At 56.3% G+C, this 23,272-nt stretch carries 19 protein-coding genes; 13 read left to right on the forward strand and 6 right to left on the reverse strand.

What is annotated here, in order from left to right:
• Positions 1-73 precede the first annotated feature (73 nt).
• Positions 74-1,732, forward strand: coding sequence for a methyl-accepting chemotaxis citrate transducer (gene tcp, locus KK102_RS02620; protein WP_126544498.1), 1,659 nt, complete (start codon positions 74-76; stop codon positions 1,730-1,732).
• A 9-nt stretch (positions 1,733-1,741) separates the two neighbouring features.
• Here the strand turns inward: tcp and smrA are convergent, their stop codons facing one another.
• Together smrA and KK102_RS02630 are read right to left on the reverse strand one after the other, a co-directional pair.
• Entirely contained in the window at positions 1,742-2,305 is a 564-nt protein-coding gene (gene smrA, locus KK102_RS02625) for a DNA endonuclease SmrA (protein ID WP_126544497.1), read from the reverse strand.
• 357 nt (positions 2,306-2,662) lie between these two features.
• Complete coding sequence (locus KK102_RS02630) at positions 2,663-3,574, reverse strand: LysR family transcriptional regulator (protein ID WP_010430458.1); 912 nt, start codon at positions 3,572-3,574, stop codon at positions 2,663-2,665.
• A gap of 175 nt (positions 3,575-3,749) precedes the next feature.
• Here KK102_RS02630 and KK102_RS02635 point away from each other — a divergent pair, with 175 nt between their 5' ends.
• The 6 genes from KK102_RS02635 (at position 3,750) to uspE (ending at position 10,916) form a co-directional block, all read left to right on the forward strand.
• Positions 3,750-5,060, forward strand: a complete 1,311-nt coding sequence (locus KK102_RS02635; RefSeq protein ID WP_216356897.1) for a M20 family metallo-hydrolase — start codon at positions 3,750-3,752, stop codon at positions 5,058-5,060.
• Positions 5,060-6,505, forward strand: a complete 1,446-nt coding sequence (locus KK102_RS02640; RefSeq protein ID WP_216356898.1) for a M20 family metallopeptidase — start codon at positions 5,060-5,062, stop codon at positions 6,503-6,505. Before KK102_RS02635 ends, KK102_RS02640 begins: the two co-directional genes overlap by 1 nt.
• Before the next feature lie 41 nt (positions 6,506-6,546).
• Complete coding sequence (gene abgT, locus KK102_RS02645) at positions 6,547-8,073, forward strand: p-aminobenzoyl-glutamate transporter (protein ID WP_126544493.1); 1,527 nt, start codon at positions 6,547-6,549, stop codon at positions 8,071-8,073.
• 10 nt (positions 8,074-8,083) lie between these two features.
• Positions 8,084-8,599, forward strand: a complete 516-nt coding sequence (gene ogt / locus KK102_RS02650; RefSeq protein ID WP_216356899.1) for a methylated-DNA--[protein]-cysteine S-methyltransferase — start codon at positions 8,084-8,086, stop codon at positions 8,597-8,599.
• Between the two features lie 183 nt (positions 8,600-8,782).
• Positions 8,783-9,535, forward strand: coding sequence for a fumarate/nitrate reduction transcriptional regulator Fnr (gene fnr / locus KK102_RS02655; protein WP_006174991.1), 753 nt, complete (start codon positions 8,783-8,785; stop codon positions 9,533-9,535).
• A 430-nt stretch (positions 9,536-9,965) separates the two neighbouring features.
• Positions 9,966-10,916, forward strand: a complete 951-nt coding sequence (uspE, locus tag KK102_RS02665) for a universal stress protein UspE (RefSeq protein WP_010430440.1) — start codon at positions 9,966-9,968, stop codon at positions 10,914-10,916.
• Between the two features lie 123 nt (positions 10,917-11,039).
• On the opposite strand, the gene pntB is transcribed toward uspE, so the two are convergent.
• Positions 11,040-12,428 carry a Re/Si-specific NAD(P)(+) transhydrogenase subunit beta gene (gene pntB, locus KK102_RS02670; protein WP_010430438.1) on the reverse strand — a complete coding sequence of 463 codons (1,389 nt, stop codon included), beginning with the start codon at positions 12,426-12,428 and terminating at the stop codon, positions 11,040-11,042.
• Positions 12,429-12,438: 10 nt separating this feature from the next.
• Positions 12,439-13,968 carry a Re/Si-specific NAD(P)(+) transhydrogenase subunit alpha gene (gene pntA, locus KK102_RS02675; RefSeq protein ID WP_216356900.1) on the reverse strand — a complete coding sequence of 510 codons (1,530 nt, stop codon included), beginning with the start codon at positions 13,966-13,968 and terminating at the stop codon, positions 12,439-12,441.
• A 535-nt stretch (positions 13,969-14,503) separates the two neighbouring features.
• Here pntA and ydgH point away from each other — a divergent pair.
• From ydgH to folM, 3 genes are all read left to right on the forward strand, one after another.
• A complete protein-coding gene (gene ydgH / locus KK102_RS02680) occupies positions 14,504-15,448 on the forward strand; it encodes a DUF1471 family protein YdgH (protein WP_010430434.1) in 945 nt (314 codons plus the stop codon).
• 185 nt (positions 15,449-15,633) lie between these two features.
• Positions 15,634-17,016, forward strand: a complete 1,383-nt coding sequence (locus KK102_RS02685; RefSeq protein WP_126544489.1) for an amino acid permease — start codon at positions 15,634-15,636, stop codon at positions 17,014-17,016.
• A 39-nt stretch (positions 17,017-17,055) separates the two neighbouring features.
• Positions 17,056-17,778 carry a dihydromonapterin reductase gene (folM, locus tag KK102_RS02690; RefSeq protein WP_126544488.1) on the forward strand — a complete coding sequence of 241 codons (723 nt, stop codon included), beginning with the start codon at positions 17,056-17,058 and terminating at the stop codon, positions 17,776-17,778.
• Here folM and KK102_RS02695 read toward each other — a convergent pair.
• Positions 17,775-18,110: a GlpM family protein gene (locus tag KK102_RS02695; protein WP_089599552.1), complete on the reverse strand. Its 336-nt coding sequence runs from the start codon at positions 18,108-18,110 to the stop codon at positions 17,775-17,777. The genes folM and KK102_RS02695 overlap by 4 nt on opposite strands.
• A 128-nt stretch (positions 18,111-18,238) precedes the next feature.
• Between KK102_RS02695 and rstA the strand changes: the two genes are divergently transcribed.
• From rstA to tus, 3 genes are all read left to right on the forward strand, one after another.
• Positions 18,239-18,955: a two-component system response regulator RstA gene (gene rstA, locus KK102_RS02700; protein WP_216356901.1), complete on the forward strand. Its 717-nt coding sequence runs from the start codon at positions 18,239-18,241 to the stop codon at positions 18,953-18,955.
• A gap of 618 nt (positions 18,956-19,573) precedes the next feature.
• Positions 19,574-20,872 (forward strand): two-component system sensor histidine kinase RstB, encoded by a 1,299-nt coding sequence (gene rstB / locus KK102_RS02705; RefSeq protein ID WP_216356902.1) that lies wholly within the window; start codon positions 19,574-19,576, stop codon positions 20,870-20,872.
• A gap of 73 nt (positions 20,873-20,945) precedes the next feature.
• Positions 20,946-21,875 carry a DNA replication terminus site-binding protein gene (gene tus, locus KK102_RS02710; protein WP_126544484.1) on the forward strand — a complete coding sequence of 310 codons (930 nt, stop codon included), beginning with the start codon at positions 20,946-20,948 and terminating at the stop codon, positions 21,873-21,875.
• Here the strand turns inward: tus and fumC are convergent, their stop codons facing one another.
• Complete coding sequence (gene fumC, locus KK102_RS02715; protein WP_126544483.1) at positions 21,876-23,270, reverse strand: class II fumarate hydratase; 1,395 nt, start codon at positions 23,268-23,270, stop codon at positions 21,876-21,878.
• Positions 23,271-23,272 lie beyond the last annotated feature (2 nt).

Below are 23,272 nucleotides of genomic sequence, written 5' to 3' on the forward strand. Positions count from 1 at the left end.
GTTAAATTAAAGTTTAAATTCTATACGACGATAGTATTGATGTACCTCTGCATCTCTCTAACGGACGACCGCTATGCTGAAAAATCTGCACGTAATTACCGGTATTATCTTTGCCCTCACCATATTCTGTCTGCTGCAAGTTGTCACGGGAGGGTTGTTCTACTCTGCCGTCAGCAACGATCGCCATAACTTCCAGAACTCCGGGGTGCTCAATGCCCAACAGGAGAGCCTGAGCGACAGCGTCAATACGCTGATAAAAACGCGCGTTACCGTCACCCGCGTGGCGATCCGTTACCTGAAAAACCAGCGCGATCCTGCGTCCCTCGCGGCGATCAACAAGCTGTTAGGCACCGCCAATGACTCACTGGCGAAAGCCGAAGCCTATAACAAAGAGTGGCAGAAAATGCCGCAGGTGAATGGCCAAAACGCGGCGTTAACCGAAGAGATGCAGAAATCCTGGAATCAAATGCACGAGGTGATGCGTCTGTCGATTGAGTATCTGCGCGCCGACAACTACCAGGCTTACGGTGACCTGGATGCCCAGCAGGCGCAGGACGGGATGGAGGCGGTCTATAACCGCTGGCGTGCCGAAAACAACACCCTGCTTAAAGCGGCGACACAGGAAAACCAGAGCAGCTTTACGCAGATGCAGTGGACGCTGGCAGGGATTTTCCTGGCCGTGATCGCCGTGCTGGTCGTGATCTGGCAGGGTTTACAGCACCTGCTGCTGAAACCGCTCAAAACCATCATGAACCACATCCGCACCATCGCGGGCGGCGATCTGACGCAAAACGTCGATATCTCTGGCCGCAATGAGATGGGACAGCTGGCGGCTGGCCTGCATGAGATGCAGCAGTCGCTGGTTAACACGGTCAGTGCCGTACGCGGGAGCACGGATTCGATCTATACCGGCGCGGGTGAAATTGCCGCCGGGAGCAACGACCTCTCGGCCCGTACCGAACAGCAGGCGGCCTCGCTGGAAGAGACGGCCGCCAGTATGGAAGAGCTGACCGCAACGGTTAAACAGAACTCCGATAACGCGCGTCAGGCTACGCTGCTGGCGAAAAATGCCTCTGAAACGGCCGCACGCGGTGGTCACGTCGTGGATAACGTAGTTCGCACGATGACCGAAATTGCCGACAGTTCGCAGCAAATCGCGCACATCACCGGCGTAATTGACAGCATCGCCTTCCAGACGAACATTCTGGCGCTTAACGCGGCGGTGGAAGCCGCTCGCGCCGGGGAACAGGGCCGTGGCTTTGCGGTTGTTGCCGGTGAAGTCCGTACGCTGGCGAGCCGCAGCGCCCAGGCGGCGAAGGAGATCAAAGGGCTGATTGAGAATTCCGTCAGCCGGGTCAACACCGGCTCTGAACAGGTGAGCGAGGCTGGTGCAACGATGAAAGAGATCGTCGCCGCGGTCACCCGCGTCACCGATATTATGGGTGAGATTTCATCAGCCTCTGACGAGCAGAGCCGCGGGATTGAGCAGGTGAGCCTGGCCGTATCGCAGATGGACAGCGTAACGCAGCAAAACGCCGCGCTGGTGCAGGAATCCGCCACGGCCGCAGCGGCCCTGGAAGACCAGTCCGAGCAATTGCGTCAGGCCGTGGCTGCATTTCGCCTGAACGTGCAGGAAAGTGCCGCGCCGCGCCCCAAAAATGTGAAAACGCCGCAGCTGCTGCGTCCGGCAACGGCCAGCGCGTCGGGCGACAATCACTGGGAAACGTTCTAGGCCGTACCGCTAGCGGCTGCGCTTGGCGTGCCGCTCCCAGGTCTCCTGTTTCGCTTCGTCGGATTTTCGCAGCGAAACATAGCAAGCCCCGCTGCCGCCATGGTGCGGCAGCGCGACACAAAATGCCTGCACTTCCTCGAACTCCGTCAACCAACGCGCCAGATAGCTGCGCACCACGTTAGGGTGCGACTTCAGCTCACGCCCTTTGCCGTGCACGATAATCAGGTTGCGCAGCCCGTCACGACTCGCCTGCCGGATAAAAGAATACAGCATCTGGCGGCAGCGTTCGGCGGGCTGACGTAAGAGGGTTAAGCTTGCCTGGCGGGTATATTTACCGGAACGCAGCTTATCGATAACGCCCTGCTGAACCCCTTCGCGCTGGAACATCAGCGGCTCTTCGAGCGGCAGCAATTCCAGAAAACCCAGCGTCAGAAAGTTGTCGAGCTGTTCGGTATCAATGTCCTGGCGAGCCCGTGAATTACGGCTTTGCTGCCAGTGGATATCCGTGCAGCGCTTCAGGGGCTGAACATCTTCCATGGCGTCAAGAAAAAGGGATTTGTCGTCAGGGTTCATGGAAATCCTCCGGCTACATCTGGGCTTGTACTATACCTGCACCAGACAGGCGCCTCAATCACCCCTGCAGAATGCGGGGGGAGAGATACATATTATCCTGGTGAATATATATAGCCATTATTAAAAATAGTTAAAGCGGACTTAACTAAAACTTCAGTAAAGTTAAAATGAGTGATTTGCGTTAAATTTTTATAAAATCAATCACTCGCCTGCCTTTCATTTTTCAGAAAAGATGTTATACCTAAATATACCTGCCTCATGGATATAATACTCAGGACTGGCGAAAGGATGTACTGCTGTGTGTACTATAGGGTCTGTCTGATGTCGGGCAGATCCTGTTTTTTTATATTATGCACTTCACGCGACGACTATTTTTCTCGCTTCCCTTCTGAATTGCGTAATTAATGATTCGGCAAGGGGCGTCTGACGTGAATCACGGCGCTGAATTAAATAATAGGTTGCTTTAGGAAGCGACTCAACGACCGGCAGCATGACCAGACGGTGCGCCAGCAGAGGGTCACAGCCCAACTCCTGCGGCAATATGCTTAAAAAATCACTTTGCGCGACAAGGCTAATGCAGGAAGAAAAGGTTTCGCAGACGACACCAATTCGCGGTATTTGCGAGCGGTGGCTAAATACCTCCTCCAATTGCTTATAATAACTTCCCCGCGGCGTCGGCATTGTCCAGTTATAATGCAGAAGTTCATTAATAGAGGTTGCCCCCGTCGCCGGATGCCCTTCCCGACAAAATACCGCAAACGGTTTTTCAAAGAGCTTTTCAAACGTAAACTCATGGTCGTAAGGCCCCTGATAATAAGTATTGATGGTGAAATCCAGCTCGCCCTGGCGTAATTCATTGATCATCGACACCAGCTGCCCTTCCATAATTCGCACCTTGACCTGCGGATGTTGCGCATGGAAACGGGTGATGACGGCGGGCATCAGGCTGCGTGAAACGCTGGCCCCCATTCCGATGTTGATCTGCCCGGCCAGTTCGCCCTGCCGCTGACGGATATCATCCTGCGCCGCGCGCAGCTCTTCCAGAATTAACCGGGCGCGCTGGTAAAAGCCCTCACCGCATTCCGTCAACGCGACGCCCTTACTCCTGCGCACGAAAAGCTGCGCCGCCATGCCCTCCTCCAGTTCTTTGATGGATTTGGTCAGCGCCGGTTGCGAAAGATTCAGCGTTCTGCTGGCACCGCGAATGCTGCCCTGACGCGCGACTTCAACAAACGCCCGGATTTGATGAAATTTAATCTGGAATGTCATAGCCCGATCGATAACCGTTGTTTATCAGAGTAAAGAAACTGTCATCTACTTTAATGGAAAGGGATGTGCGAGGGTAATTCCTGAACGGTTAAAACTGTGAAAAATCGGTTAGTGATAAGTAAAAACTATCACAGCGTGAAGCAGTTCACATATTTTAATGATGACAGGAACAGATATGGACACACTGGCGCAGTACATCCAGACGTTAACCCCGCAACTGAGCGCATGGCGTCGTGATTTTCACCATTTCGCGGAATCCGGCTGGGTAGAGTTTCGTACCGCCGCGAAAGTCGCGGAAATCCTGGACTCGCTGGGTTACGAACTGGCGATGGGGCGCGACGTGGTCGATGCCGAAAGCCGTATGGGGCTGCCCGATGCCGCTACCCTGGCGCATGAGTTTGCCCGCGCGCGGACGCAGGGCGCGCCTGAGAAATGGCTGGCGCCGTTTGAAGGCGGCTTTACCGGCATTGTGGCGACCCTGAATACCGGCCGCCCTGGCCCAACCCTGGCGTTTCGCGTGGACATGGACGCCCTTGATTTAAGCGAAGCGCTCGACGACAGCCATCGCCCGTCCCGCGACGGGTTTGCCTCCTGCAACGCGGGAATGATGCACGCCTGCGCGCACGACGGCCACACCACCATTGGTCTGGGGCTGGCGCAGGTGCTTAAGCAGAATGAAGCCCGGCTGAACGGCACCATCAAGCTGATCTTCCAGCCCGCCGAAGAAGGTACGCGCGGCGCGCGCGCCATGGTTGCCGCCGGGGCGCTGGACGACGTGGACTATTTCACCGCCATCCATATTGGTACCGGCGTGCCTGCCGGAACGGTGATCTGCGGCAGCGATAACTTTATGGCCACCACCAAGTTCGACGTGAACTTTACCGGCGTGGCCGCACACGCGGGCGGTAAGCCGGAGGACGGTCGTAACGCCCTGCTCGCCGCCGCGCAGGCCGCCCTCGCCCTGCACAGCATCGCCCCGCACAGCGAAGGTGCCTCCCGGGTAAACGTCGGCGTGATGCAGGCGGGCAGCGGACGCAACGTGGTGCCCGCCAATGCTCTGATCAAAGTTGAAACCCGCGGCGAAACCGAAGTGATTAATCAGTACGTCTTTGAACGCGCGCAGGCAGTGGTTACCGGCGCGGCGGCCCTCTACGGCGTGAACGCCGAGATGCGCCTGATGGGGGCTGCCACCTCCAGCGCACCGACGCCGGCCTGGGTGGATTATCTGCGCGAGCAGGCGAGCCAGGTTTCCGGGGTTGTCCATGCCATCGATAAGGTGAAAGCCCCGGCAGGCTCCGAAGACGCCACGCTGATGATGGCCCGCGTGCAGCAGAACGGCGGCATGGCGTCCTATATGGTGTTTGGCACGGAGTTGAGCGCCGGACATCACAACGAAAAATTCGACTTTGATGAGCAGGTCATGCCTGTCGCCATCGAAACGCTGGCGCGAACTGCGCTCAATTTCCCGTGGACGCGAGGTGTGTAATGCAGGAGAACTACGCTTTTATTGCCGATGCGATCGACACGCGATGTCGGACGTTAACCGATATTGCCGATGCGATCTGGGATCGTCCCGAAACCCGCTTTGAAGAGTTCTGGTCCGCCGAACGGTTGGCCAGCGAGCTGGAAGGCGAAGGCTTCACGCTGATCCGCGAGGCAGGCGGTATCCCAAATGCCTTTATCGCCAGCTTCGGCAGCGGGAAACCGGTTATCGCCCTGCTGGGCGAGTACGACGCGCTGGCCGGATTAAGCCAGCAGGCACACTGCGCGACCGCGCAGACCGCCACGCCGGGAGCCAACGGCCATGGCTGCGGGCATAACCTCTTAGGCACCGCGGCGCTTGCGGGCGCGGTGGCGGTGAAAAGCTGGCTGGAGCAGCACGGTGGCAGCGGAACGGTACGTTTTTACGGCTGTCCCGGCGAAGAAGGCGGCTCCGGGAAAACCTTTATGGTGCGCGAAGGGCTGTTTGATGACGTCGATGCCGCCGTCACCTGGCACCCGGAAGCCTTTGCCGGGATGTTTAACGTCAGCACGCTGGCGAATATTCAGGCCGCCTGGCGTTTTCACGGCGTGGCGGCGCACGCGGCCAACTCCCCTCACCTGGGACGCAGCGCGCTGGACGCCGTGACGCTGATGACCACCGGCACCAACTTCCTTAACGAACACATTATCGAGAAAGCGCGCGTCCATTACGCCATTACCGATACCGGCGGGATTTCGCCCAACGTGGTGCAGGCGCAGGCCGAGGTGCTATACCTGATCCGCGCCCCGGAGATGGCGGATGCGCAGCAGATCTACGAGCGCATCGAGAAAATCGCCCAGGGCGCGGCGCTGATGACCGAAACCACCGTCGAATGCCGCTTTGATAAAGCCTGCTCCAGCTACCTGCCGAACCGCACGCTTGAGGCGGCTATGTATCGCGCCCTGCAGCACTACGGCACGCCGGAGTGGACCGACGAGGAGCGAGAGTTTGCCCGCGAGATCCACGCCACGCTGACGCCCAACGATCTGCAAAACAGCCTGAAAAATATTGCCGCCACGGGTGGCGAAGCGGGTAAAGCCTTTGCCCGTCGTCATCAGGCGACGCTGCTGGTGGATGAAGTCGCGCCCTACGCTATTACCGACAACGTGCTGGCGGGCTCAACGGACGTGGGCGACGTCAGCTGGAAAATGCCGGTCGCCCAGTGCTTCAGCCCCTGCTTTACCGTCGGCACGCCGCTGCACACCTGGCAGCTGGTGTCCCAGGGGCGTACCTCCATTGCTCACAAAGGCATGCTGCTGGCCGGAAAAGTGATGGGTGCGACCGCGCTCAATCTGCTGCTGGACGCAGCGCTGCTGAACAAATGCCGTGAAGAGTTCGAACAACAATTACAAGAAAAACCGTACGTGTGCCCGATCCCACGGGGCGTGACACCGTCACCTTTAAAATAAAAAAACATAACACAACAACACAACACTCCCGAGGAACGCCCATGAGTATGTCATCCATACCTTCGCATTCCCCATCCGGTAAGCTCTATGGCTGGGTTGAAAGGATCGGCAATAAAGTGCCGCACCCTTTCCTGCTTTTTATCTATCTGATTGTGATTTTGATGGTCGCCACCGCCGTGCTCTCCGCCTTTGACGTCAGCGTGCGCAGCCCGGCCGACGGCAGCCTGGTGGCGGTGAAAAACCTGCTCAGCGTTGAAGGGCTGCACTGGTTTTTACCCAACGTGATTAAAAACTTCAGTGGATTCGCCCCGCTCGGCGCCATTCTGGCGCTGGTGCTGGGCGCCGGTCTGGCTGAACGCGTTGGCCTGCTGCCCGCATTGATGGTGAAGATGGCTTCTCACGTCAGCGCGCGGTACGCGAGCTACATGGTGCTGTTTATCGCCTTCTTCAGCCATATCTCCTCCGACGCCGCGCTGGTGATCATGCCGCCGATGGGGGCGCTGATCTTCCTCGCCGTCGGGCGCCATCCCGTGGCGGGCCTGCTGTCGGCGATTGCGGGCGTGGGCTGCGGCTTTACCGCCAATCTGCTGATCGTGACCACCGACGTGCTGCTCTCGGGCATCAGTACGGAGGCGGCGAAGACCATTGATGCGGCAATGCACGTCAGCGTGATCGACAACTGGTACTTTATGGCCAGCTCGGTGATTGTCCTGACGATTGTTGGCGGGCTAATTACCGATAAAATCATCGAGCCGCGGCTGGGTAGATGGGAAGGCCGCAGTGATGAAAAGCTGGAGACGCTGAGCGATGCGCAGCGCTTCGGCCTGCGCGTGGCGGGGATTGTCTCGCTGGCGTTTATCGCCGCGGTGGCGCTGATGGTGGTGCCGGAAAACGGCATATTGCGCGATCCGGTTAAACATACCGTCCTGCCGTCGCCGTTTATTCAGGGCATCGTGCCGCTGATTATCCTCTTCTTCTTTGTCGTTTCGCTCGCCTACGGTATCGCCACCGGCAAAATCCGCCGTCAGGGCGATCTGCCGCAGCTGATGATTGAGCCGATGAAAGAGATGGCGGGCTTTATCGTGATGGTGTTTCCCCTGGCGCAGTTCGTGGCGATGTTTAACTGGAGCAACATGGGCAAGTTTATGGCCGTGGGCCTGACCGACGCGCTGGAGGCTGCCGGATTAAGCGGCGTACCGGCGTTTGTCGGCCTGGCGCTGCTGTCATCCCTGCTGTGCATGTTTATCGCCAGCGGCTCCGCCATCTGGTCGATTCTGGCCCCGATCTTCGTACCGATGTTTATGATGCTGGGCTTCCACCCGGCTTTTGCGCAAATCCTGTTCCGCATCGCGGACTCTTCGGTCATTCCGCTGGCGCCGGTTTCGCCGTTTGTTCCGCTGTTTTTAGGCTTCCTCCAGCGCTATAAACCGGAGGCCAAACTGGGTACCTACTATTCGCTGGTTTTACCCTACCCGCTTATCTTTTTAGGGGTATGGCTGGTGATGCTGGTGGCGTGGTATCTTGTCGGCCTGCCGATTGGGCCGGGGATTTACCCGAGGCTGAACTAAAGGAATGAGGATGCTGAGATTACTCGAAGATAAGATTGCGACGCCGCTTGGGCCGCTGTGGGTTATCGCCGATGAGGCGTTCAATCTGCGCGCCGTCGAATGGGAAGAGCACAGCGACCGCATGGAAGAGCTGCTGAACATTCATTATCGCGCGCAGGGTTTTGAGCGTATCAGCGCCACCAACCCGGGTGGGCTGAGCGACAGGCTTACGGCGTACTTCGAGGGCGATCTCAGCATCATTGACACGCTGCCGACCGCCACGGCAGGCACCCCTTTCCAGCGCGAAGTGTGGCAGGCCCTGCGGTCGATTCCGTGCGGACAGGTGATGCATTACGGCCAGCTTGCAGAGCAGTTAGGTCGTGCGGGCGCGGCGCGCGCAGTGGGTGCCGCAAACGGCTCCAACCCGGTCAGCATTGTGGTTCCCTGCCACCGCGTGATTGGCCGCAACGGCACCATGACGGGCTATGCCGGTGGCGTGCAGCGAAAAGAGTGGCTACTGCGCCATGAAGGGTATCTTTTGCTCTAGTTTCCAGGCTTTTTGTGCTTAATTTTCTACCGGTTAGGCTAAAAATCCATAAGCAATTTGTGGAATTTCAAGAAGATGGCGACACAATGTCGCCACTTGTCCTTATTGAGGGTTTGCCAGGCTTACGTACTTACCAAAAAGATGTTAAAATTGACCAATATCAATTAAGGCTTGAGCAAACCTATGATCCCGGAAAAGCGAATTATACGACGCATTCAGTCTGGCGGTTGTGCTATCCATTGCCAGGATTGCAGCATCAGCCAGCTCTGTATCCCGTTTACCCTGAATGAGCATGAACTCGATCAGCTTGATAATATCATCGAGCGTAAAAAGCCTATTCAGAAAGGGCAGACGCTGTTTAAAGCGGGAGACGAACTGAAATCGCTCTATGCTATCCGTTCTGGCACCATCAAGAGCTACACCATCACCGAACAGGGTGATGAGCAGATCACCGGCTTCCATCTGGCGGGCGACCTGGTAGGCTTTGATGCTATCGGCACGGGCCATCACCCGAGCTTTGCTCAGGCGCTCGAAACCTCAATGGTTTGCGAAATCCCGTTTGAAACCCTGGACGATCTCTCCGGTAAGATGCCTAACCTGCGTCAGCAGATGATGCGTCTGATGAGCGGTGAGATCAAAGGCGATCAGGACATGATCCTGCTGCTTTCCAAAAAGAATGCAGAAGAGCGCCTGGCTGCGTTTATCTACAACCTCTCCCGCCGCTTCGCCGAGCGTGGTTTCTCCCCGCGTGAATTCCGTCTGACGATGACGCGTGGCGATATCGGTAACTACCTGGGCCTGACCGTAGAAACCATCAGCCGCCTGCTGGGTCGTTTCCAGAAAAGCGGGATGCTGGCCGTTAAGGGTAAGTACATCACCATCGAAAACGGTGAAGCGCTGGCGGTTCTCGCCGGGCACGCCCGCAACGTCGCATAACATCCCCGAATGATTCATGCCAGTTTCGTACATTTTCATGATGACGGGACTGGCATTTTACATTGTCCTTTTCAACCGCTCCCACTCCCCGGTCTGCGCCTGGCACGTTCCCGTTGAGGTTATGATTTGAGAGAAAGTTTATTTTTCGTTTCAGTCGTTATTGCCTCAATCACCTTCATATTCATCTGGATCATGCTTGTCGGCCCTATGAAGGGAGAGGAAAAGACCTATGTGCAGGATTCAACGACCTTTGCGATAGCGGTGATGGTGCTGCTGTTGATTGCGTTTATCGCCGTGACGATGACCGTTCTGCTTCTTTGAGAAATTTGCATGAATTATTGATCTGACAAAACCTTCCCCCTGTTTCATTCAGGATATATAGGTTACTCTTTTAATTACAGACTGTGGTGACAGTAGTAAGGAGACCTGTATGGCCAAGTATCAAAACATGCTGGTAGCTATCGATCCGAATCAGGACGATCAGCCGGCATTACGACGTGCTGTGTATTTACATCAACGGATTGGTGGCAAAATCAAAGCGTTTTTGCCGATCTATGACTTCTCGTATGAGATGACCACCCTTCTGTCGCCTGACGAGCGCACCGCTATGCGTCAGGGCGTGATCGGCCAGCGTACCGCGTGGATCCGTGAACAGGCGAAATATTACCTGGAAGCGGGTGTTCCTATTGATATCAAAGTGGTCTGGCACAACCGACCTTTCGAAGCCATTATCCAGGAAGTTGTCGCCGGTGGGCACGACCTGCTGCTGAAAATGGCGCACCAGCATGACAAGCTGGAATCCGTGATCTTCACCCCTACCGACTGGCATCTGCTGCGTAAATGTCCTTGTCCGGTCTGGATGGTAAAAGACCAGCCGTGGCCTGAGGGCGGGAAAGCCGTCGTGGCGGTAAACCTCGCGAGCGAAGAGGATTACCACAATTCGCTGAACGAGAAGCTGGTGAAGGAAACCATCCAGCTTGCCGAACAGGTCAATCACACCGAAGTGCATCTTGTGGGCGCGTATCCGGTCACGCCGATTAACATTGCCATTGAGCTGCCTGAATTTGACCCGAGCGTCTATAACGACGCGATCCGCGGACAGCACCTGCTGGCGATGAAAGCGCTGCGCCAAAAATTCAGCATTGATGAGAAAATGACGCACGTTGAAAAAGGTCTGCCTGAAGAGGTGATCCCGGATTTAGCGGAACATCTTCAGGCGGGGATTGTGGTACTGGGAACCATCGGGCGCACCGGTATTTCAGCCGCGTTCCTCGGCAATACCGCCGAACAGGTGATCGACCATCTGCGCTGCGACCTGCTGGTGATTAAGCCGGATGAGTTCCAGACGCCGGTTGAGTTGGATGACCCGGAAGACGATTGACCCGCAAGATGAAAAAAAACCGTCGGCGAACCGGCGGTTTTTTTTTGCCGGGTGGCGGCTACGCCTTACCCGGCCTACGGGTTTGGTAGGCCCGGTAAGCTTGCGCCACCGGGCTTTACCCTGTCAGAGCGCTTTCAGAATCGCATCCACGCTGGCTTTGGCATCGCCAAACAGCATGTGGGTGTTCTCTTTGAAGAACAGCGGGTTCTGAACGCCTGCATAGCCGGTATTCATGGAGCGTTTAAACACAATCACGTTCTGCGCCTTCCACACTTCCAGAACCGGCATACCGGCGATTGGGCTACGCGGATCGTCCTGCGCCGCCGGGTTAACGGTGTCGTTAGCGCCAATGACCAGCACGGTGTCAGTGTCGGCGAAATCATCGTTGATCTCGTCCATCTCCAGCACGATGTCGTAAGGCACTTTCGCCTCCGCCAGCAGCACGTTCATGTGGCCTGGCAGACGCCCTGCCACCGGGTGAATACCAAAGCGCACCTTGATACCGCGCGCGCGCAGCTTCTCGGTGATTTCCGCAACCGGATACTGCGCCTGCGCCACCGCCATGCCGTAGCCCGGGGTGATAATGACCGAGTGTGAGTTTTTCAGCATATCCGCGGTATCTTCCGCGCTGATTTCACGGTGCTCACCCACTTCCTCATCGGAACCGGTAGAAGAGCCGTCAGAACCAAATCCACCAGCGATGACGCTGATGAAGGAGCGGTTCATCGCCTTACACATGATGTAAGACAGGATCGCACCCGAAGAACCCACCAGCGCACCGGTAACGATCAGCAGATCGTTGCTCAGCATAAAGCCTGCCGCCGCTGCCGCCCAACCGGAGTAGGAGTTCAGCATCGAGACCACCACCGGCATATCCGCACCGCCGATGGACGCCACCAGGTGCCAGCCGAACGCCAGCGCAATGATGGTCATCACCAGCAACGCCAGCACCTGCAGGCCGACGCTTTCGGTACGCACGAAGACCACCAGCAGCACAAATGAGACCACCAGCGCCGCCAGGTTCAGCTTGTGACGGTTTGGCAGCATCAGCGGCTTAGAGGAAATTTTCCCGCGCAGCTTGCCGAACGCCACAATCGAACCGGTGAAGGTCACCGCACCGATAAAGATGCCGAGGAACACTTCCGTCAGATGAATGTTCACCAGAATCGGTTCCAGGCCCGGTTCGTGATACAGATAGCTGTTGAAGCCCACCAGCACCGCGGCCAGACCCACGAAGCTGTGCAGAATCGCAACCAGCTCCGGCATCTCGGTCATTTCAACGCGTTTTGCCAGGCGAATACCAATTGCGCCACCGATGATCATCGCCACCAGGATCCACGCAACGTTGCCGGTGTCCGGCCCGAAGATGGTGGCAATCAGCGCAATCGCCATCCCGGCGATACCGAAGTTATTCCCCTGCTGAGACGTTTCGTGTTTGGAAAGTCCCGCCAGACTGAAAATAAACAGGATTGCAGCAACAATGTATGCGGCTGTCACTAATCCTCCAGACATATGCTACCCCTTAGCCTTTACGAAACATTTTCAGCATGCGCTGAGTCACGGTGAAACCACCGAAAATATTGATGCTGGCGATCAGTACCGCGACAAAGCTCAGGAAGCTGATCCAGCCGCCATGACCAATCTGCAGCAGCGCCCCGACCACGATAATCCCGGAGATGGCGTTGGTCACCGACATCAGCGGCGTATGCAGCGCATGGGAGACGTTCCACACCACGTAGTAGCCCACGACGCAGGAGAGCGCGAAGACGGTGAAGTGACCAAGGAACTCTTTTGGCGCGACGTCAGCCAGCCAGCCGAACAGAATAATCACCAGCGCCATGATCGCGTATTTGCGCCATGGGGAAGCCGGTTTAGCGGGTTCTTTTGGCTCTGGCGCGGCTTTTGGTGCCGCCTGAGGCTGCGCGGAAACCTGAATAGGCGGCGCAGGCCAGGTGATTTCACCGTCACGTACCACGGTGACGCCACGGACAACCACATCGTCAAAATCAACGGTGATGTTGCCGTCTTTCTCTTTGCAGAGCAGCTTCAGCAGGTTGACGAGGTTTGTGCCGTACAGCTGTGAAGACTGGGTTGGCAGACGACCCGGCAGATCGGTATAACCAATGACCTTCACGCCGTTGGCGGTCGTGGTCACCTGATTCGGCACGGTATATTCGCAGTTACCGCCGTTCTGCGCGGCCAGATCGACAATCACGCTGCCAGGCTGCATGGAATCGACCATCTCGCGGGTGATCAGCTTCGGCGCCGGTTTGCCCGGAATCAGCGCCGTGGTAACGATGATGTCGACCTCTTTCGCCTGCGCGGCAAAGAGTTCCATTTCGGCTTTGATAAAGGCTTCGGACATCACCTTCGCGTAACCATCACCGCTGCCAGCTTCTTCCTTGAAGTCCAGTTCAAGGAACTCGGCGCCCATACTCTGGACCTGCTCCTTGACTTCCGGACGGGTATCAAAAGCACGGACGATAGCGCCCAGGCTATTTGCCGCGCCAATCGCCGCAAGACCGGCCACGCCCGCACCAATCACCATCACTTTCGCTGGCGGTACTTTACCCGCCGCGGTGATCTGACCGGTAAAGAAACGACCAAACTCGTGAGCCGCTTCAACGATAGCGCGGTAGCCCGCGATGTTCGCCATGGAGCTCAGCGCATCCAGAGACTGGGCGCGAGAAATGCGCGGCACCGAGTCCATCGCCATCACGGTGACGCCACGGGCTGCCAGCTTCTCCATTAACTCTGGATTTTGTGCAGGCCAGACGAAGCTCACCAGCGTCGTGCCCGCGTTCAGCAGCGCAATCTCGTTCTCTTCCGGTGCGTTGACCTTCAGGACGATCGGTGATTGCCAGACCTCTGCCCCTTCGACCACTTCCGCACCGGCCTGGATAAAGGCCTCGTCATCGAAACTGGCCAGTTTGCCCGCGCCGCTTTCAACCGCGACGGTAAAACCCAGTTTGAGCAGTTGCTCCACCGTTTTCGGTGTTGCCGCTACACGGGTTTCATTGGCTAACCGTTCTTTTGGTACCCCAATACGCATAGTTTTCCCTTCCATCGGTTTTTGATGATGGTTTGTCGATAATTGCCCGCGGTCTGTCGCAGATTTCGCCATCCACCTAACGACGAAAAATGATCCACCCCGGAAAATAAAACAGTAACAAACTTTCTATAACCTACTGAAAATAACGCCCGTGATCTACCGTCCAAAAACACTATTTCTTACTTTATCTGTGAAAAATAAGCGATCGGCATCGCGGACAGATATATTTACCTTAAATTCATCGCTGAGACCGATAAAACGCGCAAGCGAAGCGGCAAAAACATGATATAGCGCCATAACAGAACATCTTATTAACATTAAATTAACTTGTAAAAGTCATAAGCTTTATCAGTTTTACTTGTCAAACGTCTGTTTTTTCAACATATCACTAAATGTTATCGAATGGGGTCATGCGCTGAGCACAGGCTGTGAAAAATGGCGCAGACAGCGACGGGATTTAAATGCCATAATCGGGACCGTCTCAAATTAACAACAATACCAGTACATGGTTTGCGCAAGGCGAAGGATTATTTTTATGAAGCTTAAGAACACACTCCTGGCGTCCGCACTTCTTTCCGCGACCGCCCTGTCTGCGAATGCCGCGACAGAGTTAACGCCGGAGCAAGCGGCAGCGTTAAAACCTTTTGACCAGACGGTCATTGTGGGTCGCTACAACTCCATTGGCGACGGCGTTGCCGCCGCGTCAAAAGCCGCTGATAAAAAAGGCGCGGCTTCGTTTTATGTGCTCGATCAGTCCGATCAGGGCAACAGCGGTAACCAGCGCGTCACCATTGCGCTGTACAAAGAAAATGCGCCTAAAGCGGATGAACAGAAAAACCGCGTGATTAACGGCATCGTTGAGCTGCCAAAAGATCAGGCGATTGCGCTTGAGCCGTACGACACCGTTACCGTTCAGGGCTTCTACCGCAGCCAGCCTGAAGTGAATGATGCCATCACCAAAGCCGCGAAACAGAAAGGGGCTTACTCTTTCTATATCGTGCGTCAGGTAGATGCTAACCAGGGCGGCAACCAGCGTATTACCGCGTTCATCTACAAAGAAGATGCGAAAAAACGCGTTCTGCAAAGCCCGGACGCTATCCCTGCGGATTCCGATGCGGGACGTGCGGCGTTAGCGAAAGGCGGTGAAGAAGCGAAGAAAGTTGAGATCCCAGGCGTGGCGACCTCTGCAGCGCCAAGCGCCGAAGTGGGCCGTTTCTTTGAAACGCAAACCACCAAAGGTGGACGCTATTCCGTCACCCTGCCGGACGGAACCAAAATTGAAGAGCTGAACAACGCCACTGCTGCGCAGATGGTACCGTTCGACAGCATCAAGTTTACCGGCAACTACGGCAACGGAACGGAAGTCTCTTATCAGGTCGCGAAACGTGCGGCGAAGAAAGGCGCGAAGTACTACCACATCACCCGCCAGTGGCAGGAACGTGGTAACAACATGACCATCAGCGCCGATCTGTATAAGTAACAAAACGGTTGATCCGAGGCGGCGTAATGCCGCCTTTTTTGTTACTTTTTTTCTAATTTCGGCCACACATCATTGCATGCTTTCCTGACACTCCGTAAAATCGCGCGCCTTAGTGTGATCCACCATTTTTATGCGCCCGTGCGAAATAATTATTCTGGATTTGGACCTTTCATAACAGGAAGCCAATGGAAAAGAAACTTGGCCTGAGTGCATTAACTGCACTCGTTTTAAGCTCAATGCTGGGTGCGGGTGTATTCAGTTTGCCGCAGAACATGGCGGCGGTCGCAAGCCCTGCCGCGTTAATCATTGGCTGGGCGATCACCGGCGTCGGGATCCTGCTGCTGGCATTTGCCATGCTGCTGCTCACCCGCATTCGCCCCGATCTGGATGGCGGCATTTTCACCTACGCCCGCGAAGGCTTCGGGGAGCTGATTGGCTTCTGTTCCGCATGGGGTTACTGGCTTTGCGCGGTGATCGCTAACGTCTCCTACCTGGTGATTGTCTTCTCGGCGCTCAGTTTCTTTACCGATACCCCTGAGTTGCGCCTGTTCGGGGACGGTAATACCTGGCAATCCATTGTCGGGGCCTCGGTCCTGCTGTGGGTGGTGCACTGGCTGGTGTTACGCGGTGTCCAGACGGCGGCCAGCATCAACCTGGTCGCGACGCTGGCAAAACTGGTCCCGCTTGGCCTGTTTGTCGTGCTGGCATTTATTGCGTTTCGTCTTGACGTCTTTAAGCTCGACTTCACCGGTATCGCACTGGGCGTGCCCGTCTGGGAGCAGGTTAAAAATACCATGCTGATCACCCTGTGGGTGTTCATCGGTGTCGAAGGCGCCGTCGTGGTCTCGGCCCGGGCGCGTAATAAGCGCGATGTCGGCCGCGCCACGCTGCTGGCCGTGCTGGCGGCGCTGGGTGTCTATCTGCTGGTGACGCTGCTGTCGCTGGGCGTAGTTTCGCGTCCTGAACTGGCAGAAATGCGTAATCCGTCGATGGCTGGGCTGATGGTGAAAATGCTCGGCCCGTGGGGAGATGTGGTGATTGCTGCAGGGCTTATCGTTTCCGTCTGCGGCGCTTACCTGAGCTGGACCATCATGGCGGCTGAAGTGCCGTTCCTGGCCGCGACGCACAAGGCATTTCCCCGCCTGTTTGCCCGCCAGAATAAAAACAATGCGCCGTCGGCCTCACTCTGGCTCACCAACATCAGCGTGCAGGTCTGTCTGGTGCTGATCTGGCTCACAGGTTCGGACTATAACACCCTGTTGACCATTGCCTCTGAAATGATTCTGGTACCCTATTTCTTAGTGGGCGCGTATTTGTTAAAAATCGCGTCGCGCCCGGCGCACTATATTGTTGGCGTCGGTGCCTGTATTTACGGCCTGTGGTTGTTGTATGCTTCCGGGCCTATGCATCTGCTGCTGTCGGTGGTGTTGTATGCGCCGGGTCTGCTGGTGTTTATCTATGCACGTCGCACGCATCAGCTGGAGAACGCCCTAAAGCGCCGTGAAATGGCCGCGATCGGGCTGTTACTGATTGCAGCCGTACCGGCCACGTGGATGTTAATGGGATAGCATCGCCTTTCCCATTGTTGAACTGAAAAGGAGAATACGATGGGAAATGCACAACAACGCCCAATACTGATCACCGGTGGAGGCCGCCGTATCGGCCTCGCCATCGCCCATCACTTTCTCAACCTTCGCCATCCGGTTATTGTCAGTTACCGCAGTGAATATCCCTCGATTGAAGGATTACGAAAAGCCGGTGCAGTTTGCATCCAGGCCGATTTTTCAACCGATGAAGGGATTCTTGCCTTTGCTGAAAAGGTGAAGGCCACCACCCGCGGGCTGCGCGCCATTATTCATAACGCCAGCGCCTGGCAGGCCGAAACGCCTGCAACACCGCTTAGCGAAACGCTCTCCTGCATGCTGCAAATCCACGTCAATGCGCCCTATTTGCTGAACCATGCGTTGCAGGACCTGCTGCGCGGGCACGGGCATGCTGCGGGTGATATTATTCATTTCACCGATTATGTGGTGGAGCGCGGCAGCGACAAGCATATCGCCTATGCGGCCAGCAAGGCCGCGCTGGACAACATGACGCGCTCGTTTGCCCGCAAGCTGGCACCCGAAGTGAAAGTGAACGCCATTGCCCCGGCGATGATTCTGTTTAACGAACATGATGATGCAGAGTATCGCCAGCAGGCGCTGAATAAATCACTGATGAAAATCGCCCCGGGCGAGAAAGAGGTGATCGACCTTATCGATTATCTGCTCACCAGCTGCTACGTGACGGGCAGAACCTTCTCCGTGGACGGAGGACGCCCGCTTCGCTAGTGAAAGCGGCTCCAGAAGAAGATCAATACCCAGGCGCTGAGGCTCCAGCAGACCACTGCCCCGCCCAGCGCCAGCGGAAGCCGCATAAAACCGGTGAAGTACCACAGCGACAGCAGGTAGAGAAAATACGGGATGATGGACCACATTCCGAACACGATGGTGGCCCGCAGCGCTTCAATGCCACGCTCGGACGCTACGATGTAGTGCGCAATGAGCGCAAAGGTCGGAAAGAGCGGAATCAACCCGGCAATGTAGTAATTCTTCGTTTTCGCCAGTACCCCAATCAACAGCACCACCAGCGCACCCAGCGCGGCTTTAATCAGCAGCCCCATCATTTTTTCCATAACAATCAAGAAACAATATGAGGCAGAATAACGGAACTGGCGTTAATTTTGAAAGATTAATGGAAGGTTAAGGTTGTGCGGTGTATGTTGGCTTTTTTCGCGATAACAGACGCAGTATGAATAAGATTGTTTATGTAGAAGATGAACCCGAAGTCGGACAATTGATCGCCGCTTACCTGGGTAAACACGATATGGACGTCATCGTTGAGCCTCGCGGCGATCGTGCCGAAGAGGTTGTGCTACGCGAAAACCCGGATCTGGTGCTGCTGGACATCATGCTGCCCGGTAAAGATGGCATGACGCTCTGCCGTGACCTGCGCGCCCGGTGGGAGGGGCCTATCGTGCTGCTGACCTCTCTGGACAGCGACATGAACCATATTCTGTCGCTGGAGATGGGCGCTAACGACTACATTCTCAAAACCACGCCGCCGGCCGTTCTGCTGGCCCGGCTGAGGCTTCATTTGCGCCAGCGCGCCAGCAGCGAACGCGAAGCACCCGCGCCGTCTCTGACGCCGCACAAAGCAATGCGCTTCGGTACGCTGTCTATTGATCCCGTTAACCGCCAGGTGCTGCTCTCTGGCGAGCTTATCGCTCTCTCCACCGCAGACTTTGACCTGCTGTGGGAGCTGGCAACGCATGCCGGGCAGATCATGGACCGCGATGCTTTGCTGAAAAACCTGCGCGGCGTGAGCTACGACGGAATGGACCGCAGCGTGGACGTCGCGATTTCGCGCCTGCGCAAAAAGCTGCAGGATAACGCTACCGAGCCCTACCGCATTAAAACCGTGCGTAACAAGGGTTACCTGTTCGCCCCGCACGCCTGGGAAACCTGATTCCGTTATCCGGTTAGCATAACATGCGCGAAATGAAGGCATTACACAGCGATGCCCTCGCCTTCGCGCTTTTATTTATCCGTTTGCGCAACAATTAACTTGCTAAGCGCGCGAACTATCCCATAATTAAATTTCCACCCATCCTTTCTACAGCCAGTACCGTGCCGTCTATATACAGACTCTGTTCATCGTGAAGCTCTCACGCTACCTCTCCCAAAAAATCTTGAAATGAGGATTTAAGCCCATGAAATATGTATAGCTACAATCAGGTAGAAGCCATCAAAACCAATCTTGAGTGGATTGTGAATCAGGCAGCGTTCAGCCATTATTCCCCCTCAGCCCCGATCAAAAAGCGCTCTTTAATCTCCTTGAACTCATCCAGTCTTACGAAATACTTCTGGATTTAATTAACGAATTCGGGACTGCCGTGATTGATACGCATATTGCGGAAGGCCTGGCCGCAACGGAAACATTCATCGCTAAGATTAAAAGCAGTGCACGCGCGATGTAATGCGCTCTACCCGAAAGAGATAACGCTTTCCACACGCTAAAGAGACATGAAAACACCGTGGGTTTTTCATGTATATTCTGCATGTATTGTTTTTTCGGTGAGATCCAATGAAAAAGCTGTTTGTGCAGTTTTATCTTTTGCTGTTTGTCTGCTTCCTGGTGATGACCATGCTGGTTGGGCTGGTCTATAAATTTACCGCCGAACGTGCGGGCAGGCAGTCGCTGGACGATCTGATGAAAAGCTCGCTCTATCTGATGCGCAGCGAGCTGCGGGAAATTCCCCCGCACGACTGGGCGAAGACCCTCAAAGAGCTGGATTTAAATCTGTCGTTCGATCTGCGCATCGAGCCATTAAAAGATTTCGATTTAGATGCCCCCACCATGCAGCGTTTGCGTGACGGGGACATTGTAGCGCTGGATGAGAAGTACACCTTTATCCAGCGTATTCCGCGCAGCCATTACGTGCTGGCCGTCGGGCCGGTGCCTTATCTGTATTATCTGCATCAGATGCGCCTGTTAGATCTCGCCCTGCTGGCGTTTATTGCCATTTCACTGGCTTTTCCGGTGTTTATCTGGATGCGCCCGCACTGGCAGGACATGCTGAAGCTGGAATCCGCCGCACAGCGTTTTGGTGAGGGTCATCTTACCGAGCGGATTCATTTCGACAGCGGTTCCAGTTTCGATCGCCTCGGCATTGCGTTTAACCAGATGGCCGATAACATTAACGCCTTGATTGCCAGCAAAAAACAGCTGATCGACGGGATTGCTCACGAGTTGCGTACGCCACTGGTTCGCCTGCGCTATCGGCTGGAGATGAGTGAGAACCTGACCGAGGCGGAGAATCAGGCGCTGAATCGCGACATTGGCCAGCTTGAAGCGCTGATTGAGGAGCTGCTGACCTACGCCCGCCTCGACCGTCCGCAAAACGAGCTTAACCTCAGCACGCCGGATCTACCCGTCTGGTTACAGGCGCATATTGATGATGTGCAGAGCGTTAATCCCCAACGCACGCTGTTAACGGCGGTGACCCCGGGGGATTACGGCGCACTGGATATGCGCCTCATGGAGCGCGTGCTGGATAACCTGATGAACAACGCCATGCGCTACAGCGAAAGTACGCTGCGGATTGGCCTGGATTTGCAGGGCAATCAGGCCAGCCTGACCGTAGAGGATGACGGGCCGGGGATTGCGCCGGAGGCACGCGAAACCGTGTTTGAACCCTTTGTCCGCCTCGATCCCAGCCGCGATCGCGCCACCGGAGGCTGTGGTCTGGGGCTGGCCATTGTCTACTCTATCGCGCAGGCCATGGGCGGCACGGTACATTGCGAGGAGAGCGAGCTCGGCGGCGCGCGCTTCTGCTTTAGCTGGCCGGTGTACCATAACATCGCCCTTCCCGTTCCTGCCTGACCTCAACCGCACGCTGGCCTGACCCGGCGTGCTGTGCTATATGGTAAGTATGTTGTAACTAATGAGAATTAACATGGCGACCTACGATCTTATTGAACGGCTGAACAGCACGTTTCGGGAAATAGAACACGAGCTGCTGACCCTGACAGAACGTTTGCAGACCTGCCGCCTGCTGGCCGCGCGCGTTTTTACCCTGCCCGAGGTAGCTAAGGGGGCAGAACACGATCCGCTGGAGACCATCGAGGTTGAACAGCACATCGGCAGCGCCGCCCTTGAGCTGACGCTAAAACACTATCGTCACCTGTTCATCCAGCAGCAGTCTGAAAACCGCAGCAGCAAGGCGGCCGTACGCCTGCCCGGCGTGATCTGCCTGCAAACCGATGCGACAATGCGTGAAACGCTGGAAGGCCAGATTACCCATATCAACAGCCTGAAAGCGGCATTTGAAAAGATCGTCACCGAAGAGTCGGGCCTCGCCCCTGCCGCCCGGTTTGAGTGGGTGCACCGTCAGCTTCCTGGGCTGATTACCCTGAATGCCTATCGCACGCTAACGGTACTGCGCCAGCCCGCCACGCTGCGCTTCGGCTGGGCGAATAAGCACATCATTAAAAACTTCACCCGGGATGAGATTCTGGCGCAGCTGGAAAAAAGCCTGAAGGCGCCGCGCACCGTCGCGCCGTGGTCTCGCGAGCAGTGGATCGAGCGCCTGGAGCAGGAGTATCACAGCATCGCCTCGCTACCGGCGGATACGCGCCTCAAAATAAAGCGTCCGGTGAAGGTTCAGCCTATCGCCCGCGTCTGGTATTCCGGGCAGCAAAAGCAGGTGCAGCATGCCTGCCCAACGCCGCTGATTGCGCTCTATGATGCCGATCGGGGGGCCATCGTGCCGGATATTGGTGAATTGCTGAATTACGATGCTGAAAATGTCCAGCACCGTTACCGACCTGAGGCGCAGCCGCTGCAGCTGATTATTCCACGGCTGCACCTGTACGTGGCGAGTTGATTATTTCAGGCTGCCGACCATCGCCTCCGGGCGAACCCAGGCGTCGAACTCCGCCTCCGTCAGATAGCCCAGCGCCAGGGCGGAGGCTTTCAGCGTCAGCCCCTCTTTATGCGCTTTTTTGGCGATTTCGGCGGCTTTGTCGTAGCCGATATGGGTATTCAGCGCCGTTACCAGCATCAGGGATTCATTGAGCAGCTGGCTGATGCGCTCGCGATTCGGCTCAATCCCTACCGCGCAGTGCTCGTTAAAGCTCTCCATCCCGTCCGCCAGCAGACGAATCGATTGCAGAACGTTGTGGATCACCATCGGGCGATAGACGTTCAGCTCGAAGTTGCCGGACGCGCCGCCCAGGTTGACGGCCACATCGTTGCCCAGTACCTGACAGCAGAGCATGGTCATGGCTTCGCACTGGGTCGGGTTGACTTTACCCGGCATAATGGAGCTGCCCGGTTCGTTTTCCGGAATGCTGATTTCACCGATGCCGCAGCGCGGGCCCGAGGCCAGCCAGCGCACGTCGTTAGCGATTTTCATTAATGATGCCGCCAGCCCTTTCAGCGCGCCGTGGGTGTGGACCAGCGCGTCGCAGGTCGCCAGCGCTTCGAACTTGTTGGGCGCCGTGACGAACGGCTGTCCGGTGATGTTTGCCAGCTCTTCAGCCACGCGCACCGCGTATTCCGGATGAGTATTTAACCCGGTGCCCACCGCCGTGCCGCCGAGCGCCAGCTCCGCCAGGTGCGGCAGGCTGTGGTCGATGTGCTTCAGATTGTGTTCCAGCATCGCCACCCAGCCGGAAATCTCCTGCCCGAGCGTCAGGGGCGTGGCGTCCTGCAGGTGCGTACGACCGATTTTGACGATGTCGCGGAAAGCCTGCGCTTTCTCATTGAGCGTGGATTTCAGAACCTTGAGCTGCGGGATAAGCTGCTCGCGGATGGCAATCACCGCCGCCACGTGCATGGCCGTGGGGAAGACGTCGTTAGAACTTTGGCTCTTGTTGACGTCATCGTTCGGATGAACCTTACGCTCCATGCCGCGCACGCCGCCCAGCAGTTCGCTTGCCCGGTTCGCCAGCACTTCGTTCATGTTCATATTGCTCTGGGTACCGGAACCGGTCTGCCAGACGGCGAGGGGGAATTCGTCGGGATGCTTGCCCGCCAGCACTTCGTCGGCGGCATTAATAATGGCGGTGGCCTTGTCTGCCGCCAGCAGGCCTAAATCCTGATTCACTTTGGCGGCAGCGCGTTTGGTCAGCGCCAGCGCCTGAATCAGCGAAACGGGCATTTTTTCAGTCGAAATACGGAAATGCTCCAGCGAACGCTGGGTTTGCGCGCCCCATAGCTTGTCGGCCGGGACGTCGATGGCGCCCATCGAGTCTTTCTCATGGCGTACCGTGGTCATTA

Source organism: Enterobacter quasimori (genome assembly GCF_018597345.1).
Lineage (GTDB): Bacteria > Pseudomonadota > Gammaproteobacteria > Enterobacterales > Enterobacteriaceae > Enterobacter > Enterobacter mori.

Excerpts from the sequence above, each read along its gene's own strand:
- ydgH (WP_010430434.1), top strand. The coding sequence starts at position 14,504 with ATGAAGCTTAAGAACACACTCCTGGCGTCCGCACTTCTTTCCGCGACC.
- uspE (WP_010430440.1), top strand. The coding sequence starts at position 9,966 with ATGGCCAAGTATCAAAACATGCTGGTAGCTATCGATCCGAATCAGGAC.
- KK102_RS02685 (WP_126544489.1), top strand. The coding sequence starts at position 15,634 with ATGGAAAAGAAACTTGGCCTGAGTGCATTAACTGCACTCGTTTTAAGC.
- fumC (WP_126544483.1), bottom strand. The coding sequence starts at position 23,270 with ATGACCACGGTACGCCATGAGAAAGACTCGATGGGCGCCATCGACGTC.
- rstA (WP_216356901.1), top strand. The coding sequence starts at position 18,239 with ATGAATAAGATTGTTTATGTAGAAGATGAACCCGAAGTCGGACAATTG.
- ogt (WP_216356899.1), top strand. The coding sequence starts at position 8,084 with ATGCTGAGATTACTCGAAGATAAGATTGCGACGCCGCTTGGGCCGCTG.
- folM (WP_126544488.1), top strand. The coding sequence starts at position 17,056 with ATGGGAAATGCACAACAACGCCCAATACTGATCACCGGTGGAGGCCGC.
- pntA (WP_216356900.1), bottom strand. The coding sequence starts at position 13,968 with ATGCGTATTGGGGTACCAAAAGAACGGTTAGCCAATGAAACCCGTGTA.
- pntB (WP_010430438.1), bottom strand. The coding sequence starts at position 12,428 with ATGTCTGGAGGATTAGTGACAGCCGCATACATTGTTGCTGCAATCCTG.
- fnr (WP_006174991.1), top strand. The coding sequence starts at position 8,783 with ATGATCCCGGAAAAGCGAATTATACGACGCATTCAGTCTGGCGGTTGT.
- tus (WP_126544484.1), top strand. The coding sequence starts at position 20,946 with ATGGCGACCTACGATCTTATTGAACGGCTGAACAGCACGTTTCGGGAA.
- smrA (WP_126544497.1), bottom strand. The coding sequence starts at position 2,305 with ATGAACCCTGACGACAAATCCCTTTTTCTTGACGCCATGGAAGATGTT.
- tcp (WP_126544498.1), top strand. The coding sequence starts at position 74 with ATGCTGAAAAATCTGCACGTAATTACCGGTATTATCTTTGCCCTCACC.
- rstB (WP_216356902.1), top strand. The coding sequence starts at position 19,574 with ATGAAAAAGCTGTTTGTGCAGTTTTATCTTTTGCTGTTTGTCTGCTTC.
- abgT (WP_126544493.1), top strand. The coding sequence starts at position 6,547 with ATGAGTATGTCATCCATACCTTCGCATTCCCCATCCGGTAAGCTCTAT.
- KK102_RS02635 (WP_216356897.1), top strand. The coding sequence starts at position 3,750 with ATGGACACACTGGCGCAGTACATCCAGACGTTAACCCCGCAACTGAGC.
- KK102_RS02640 (WP_216356898.1), top strand. The coding sequence starts at position 5,060 with ATGCAGGAGAACTACGCTTTTATTGCCGATGCGATCGACACGCGATGT.
- KK102_RS02695 (WP_089599552.1), bottom strand. The coding sequence starts at position 18,110 with ATGGGGCTGCTGATTAAAGCCGCGCTGGGTGCGCTGGTGGTGCTGTTG.
- KK102_RS02630 (WP_010430458.1), bottom strand. The coding sequence starts at position 3,574 with ATGACATTCCAGATTAAATTTCATCAAATCCGGGCGTTTGTTGAAGTC.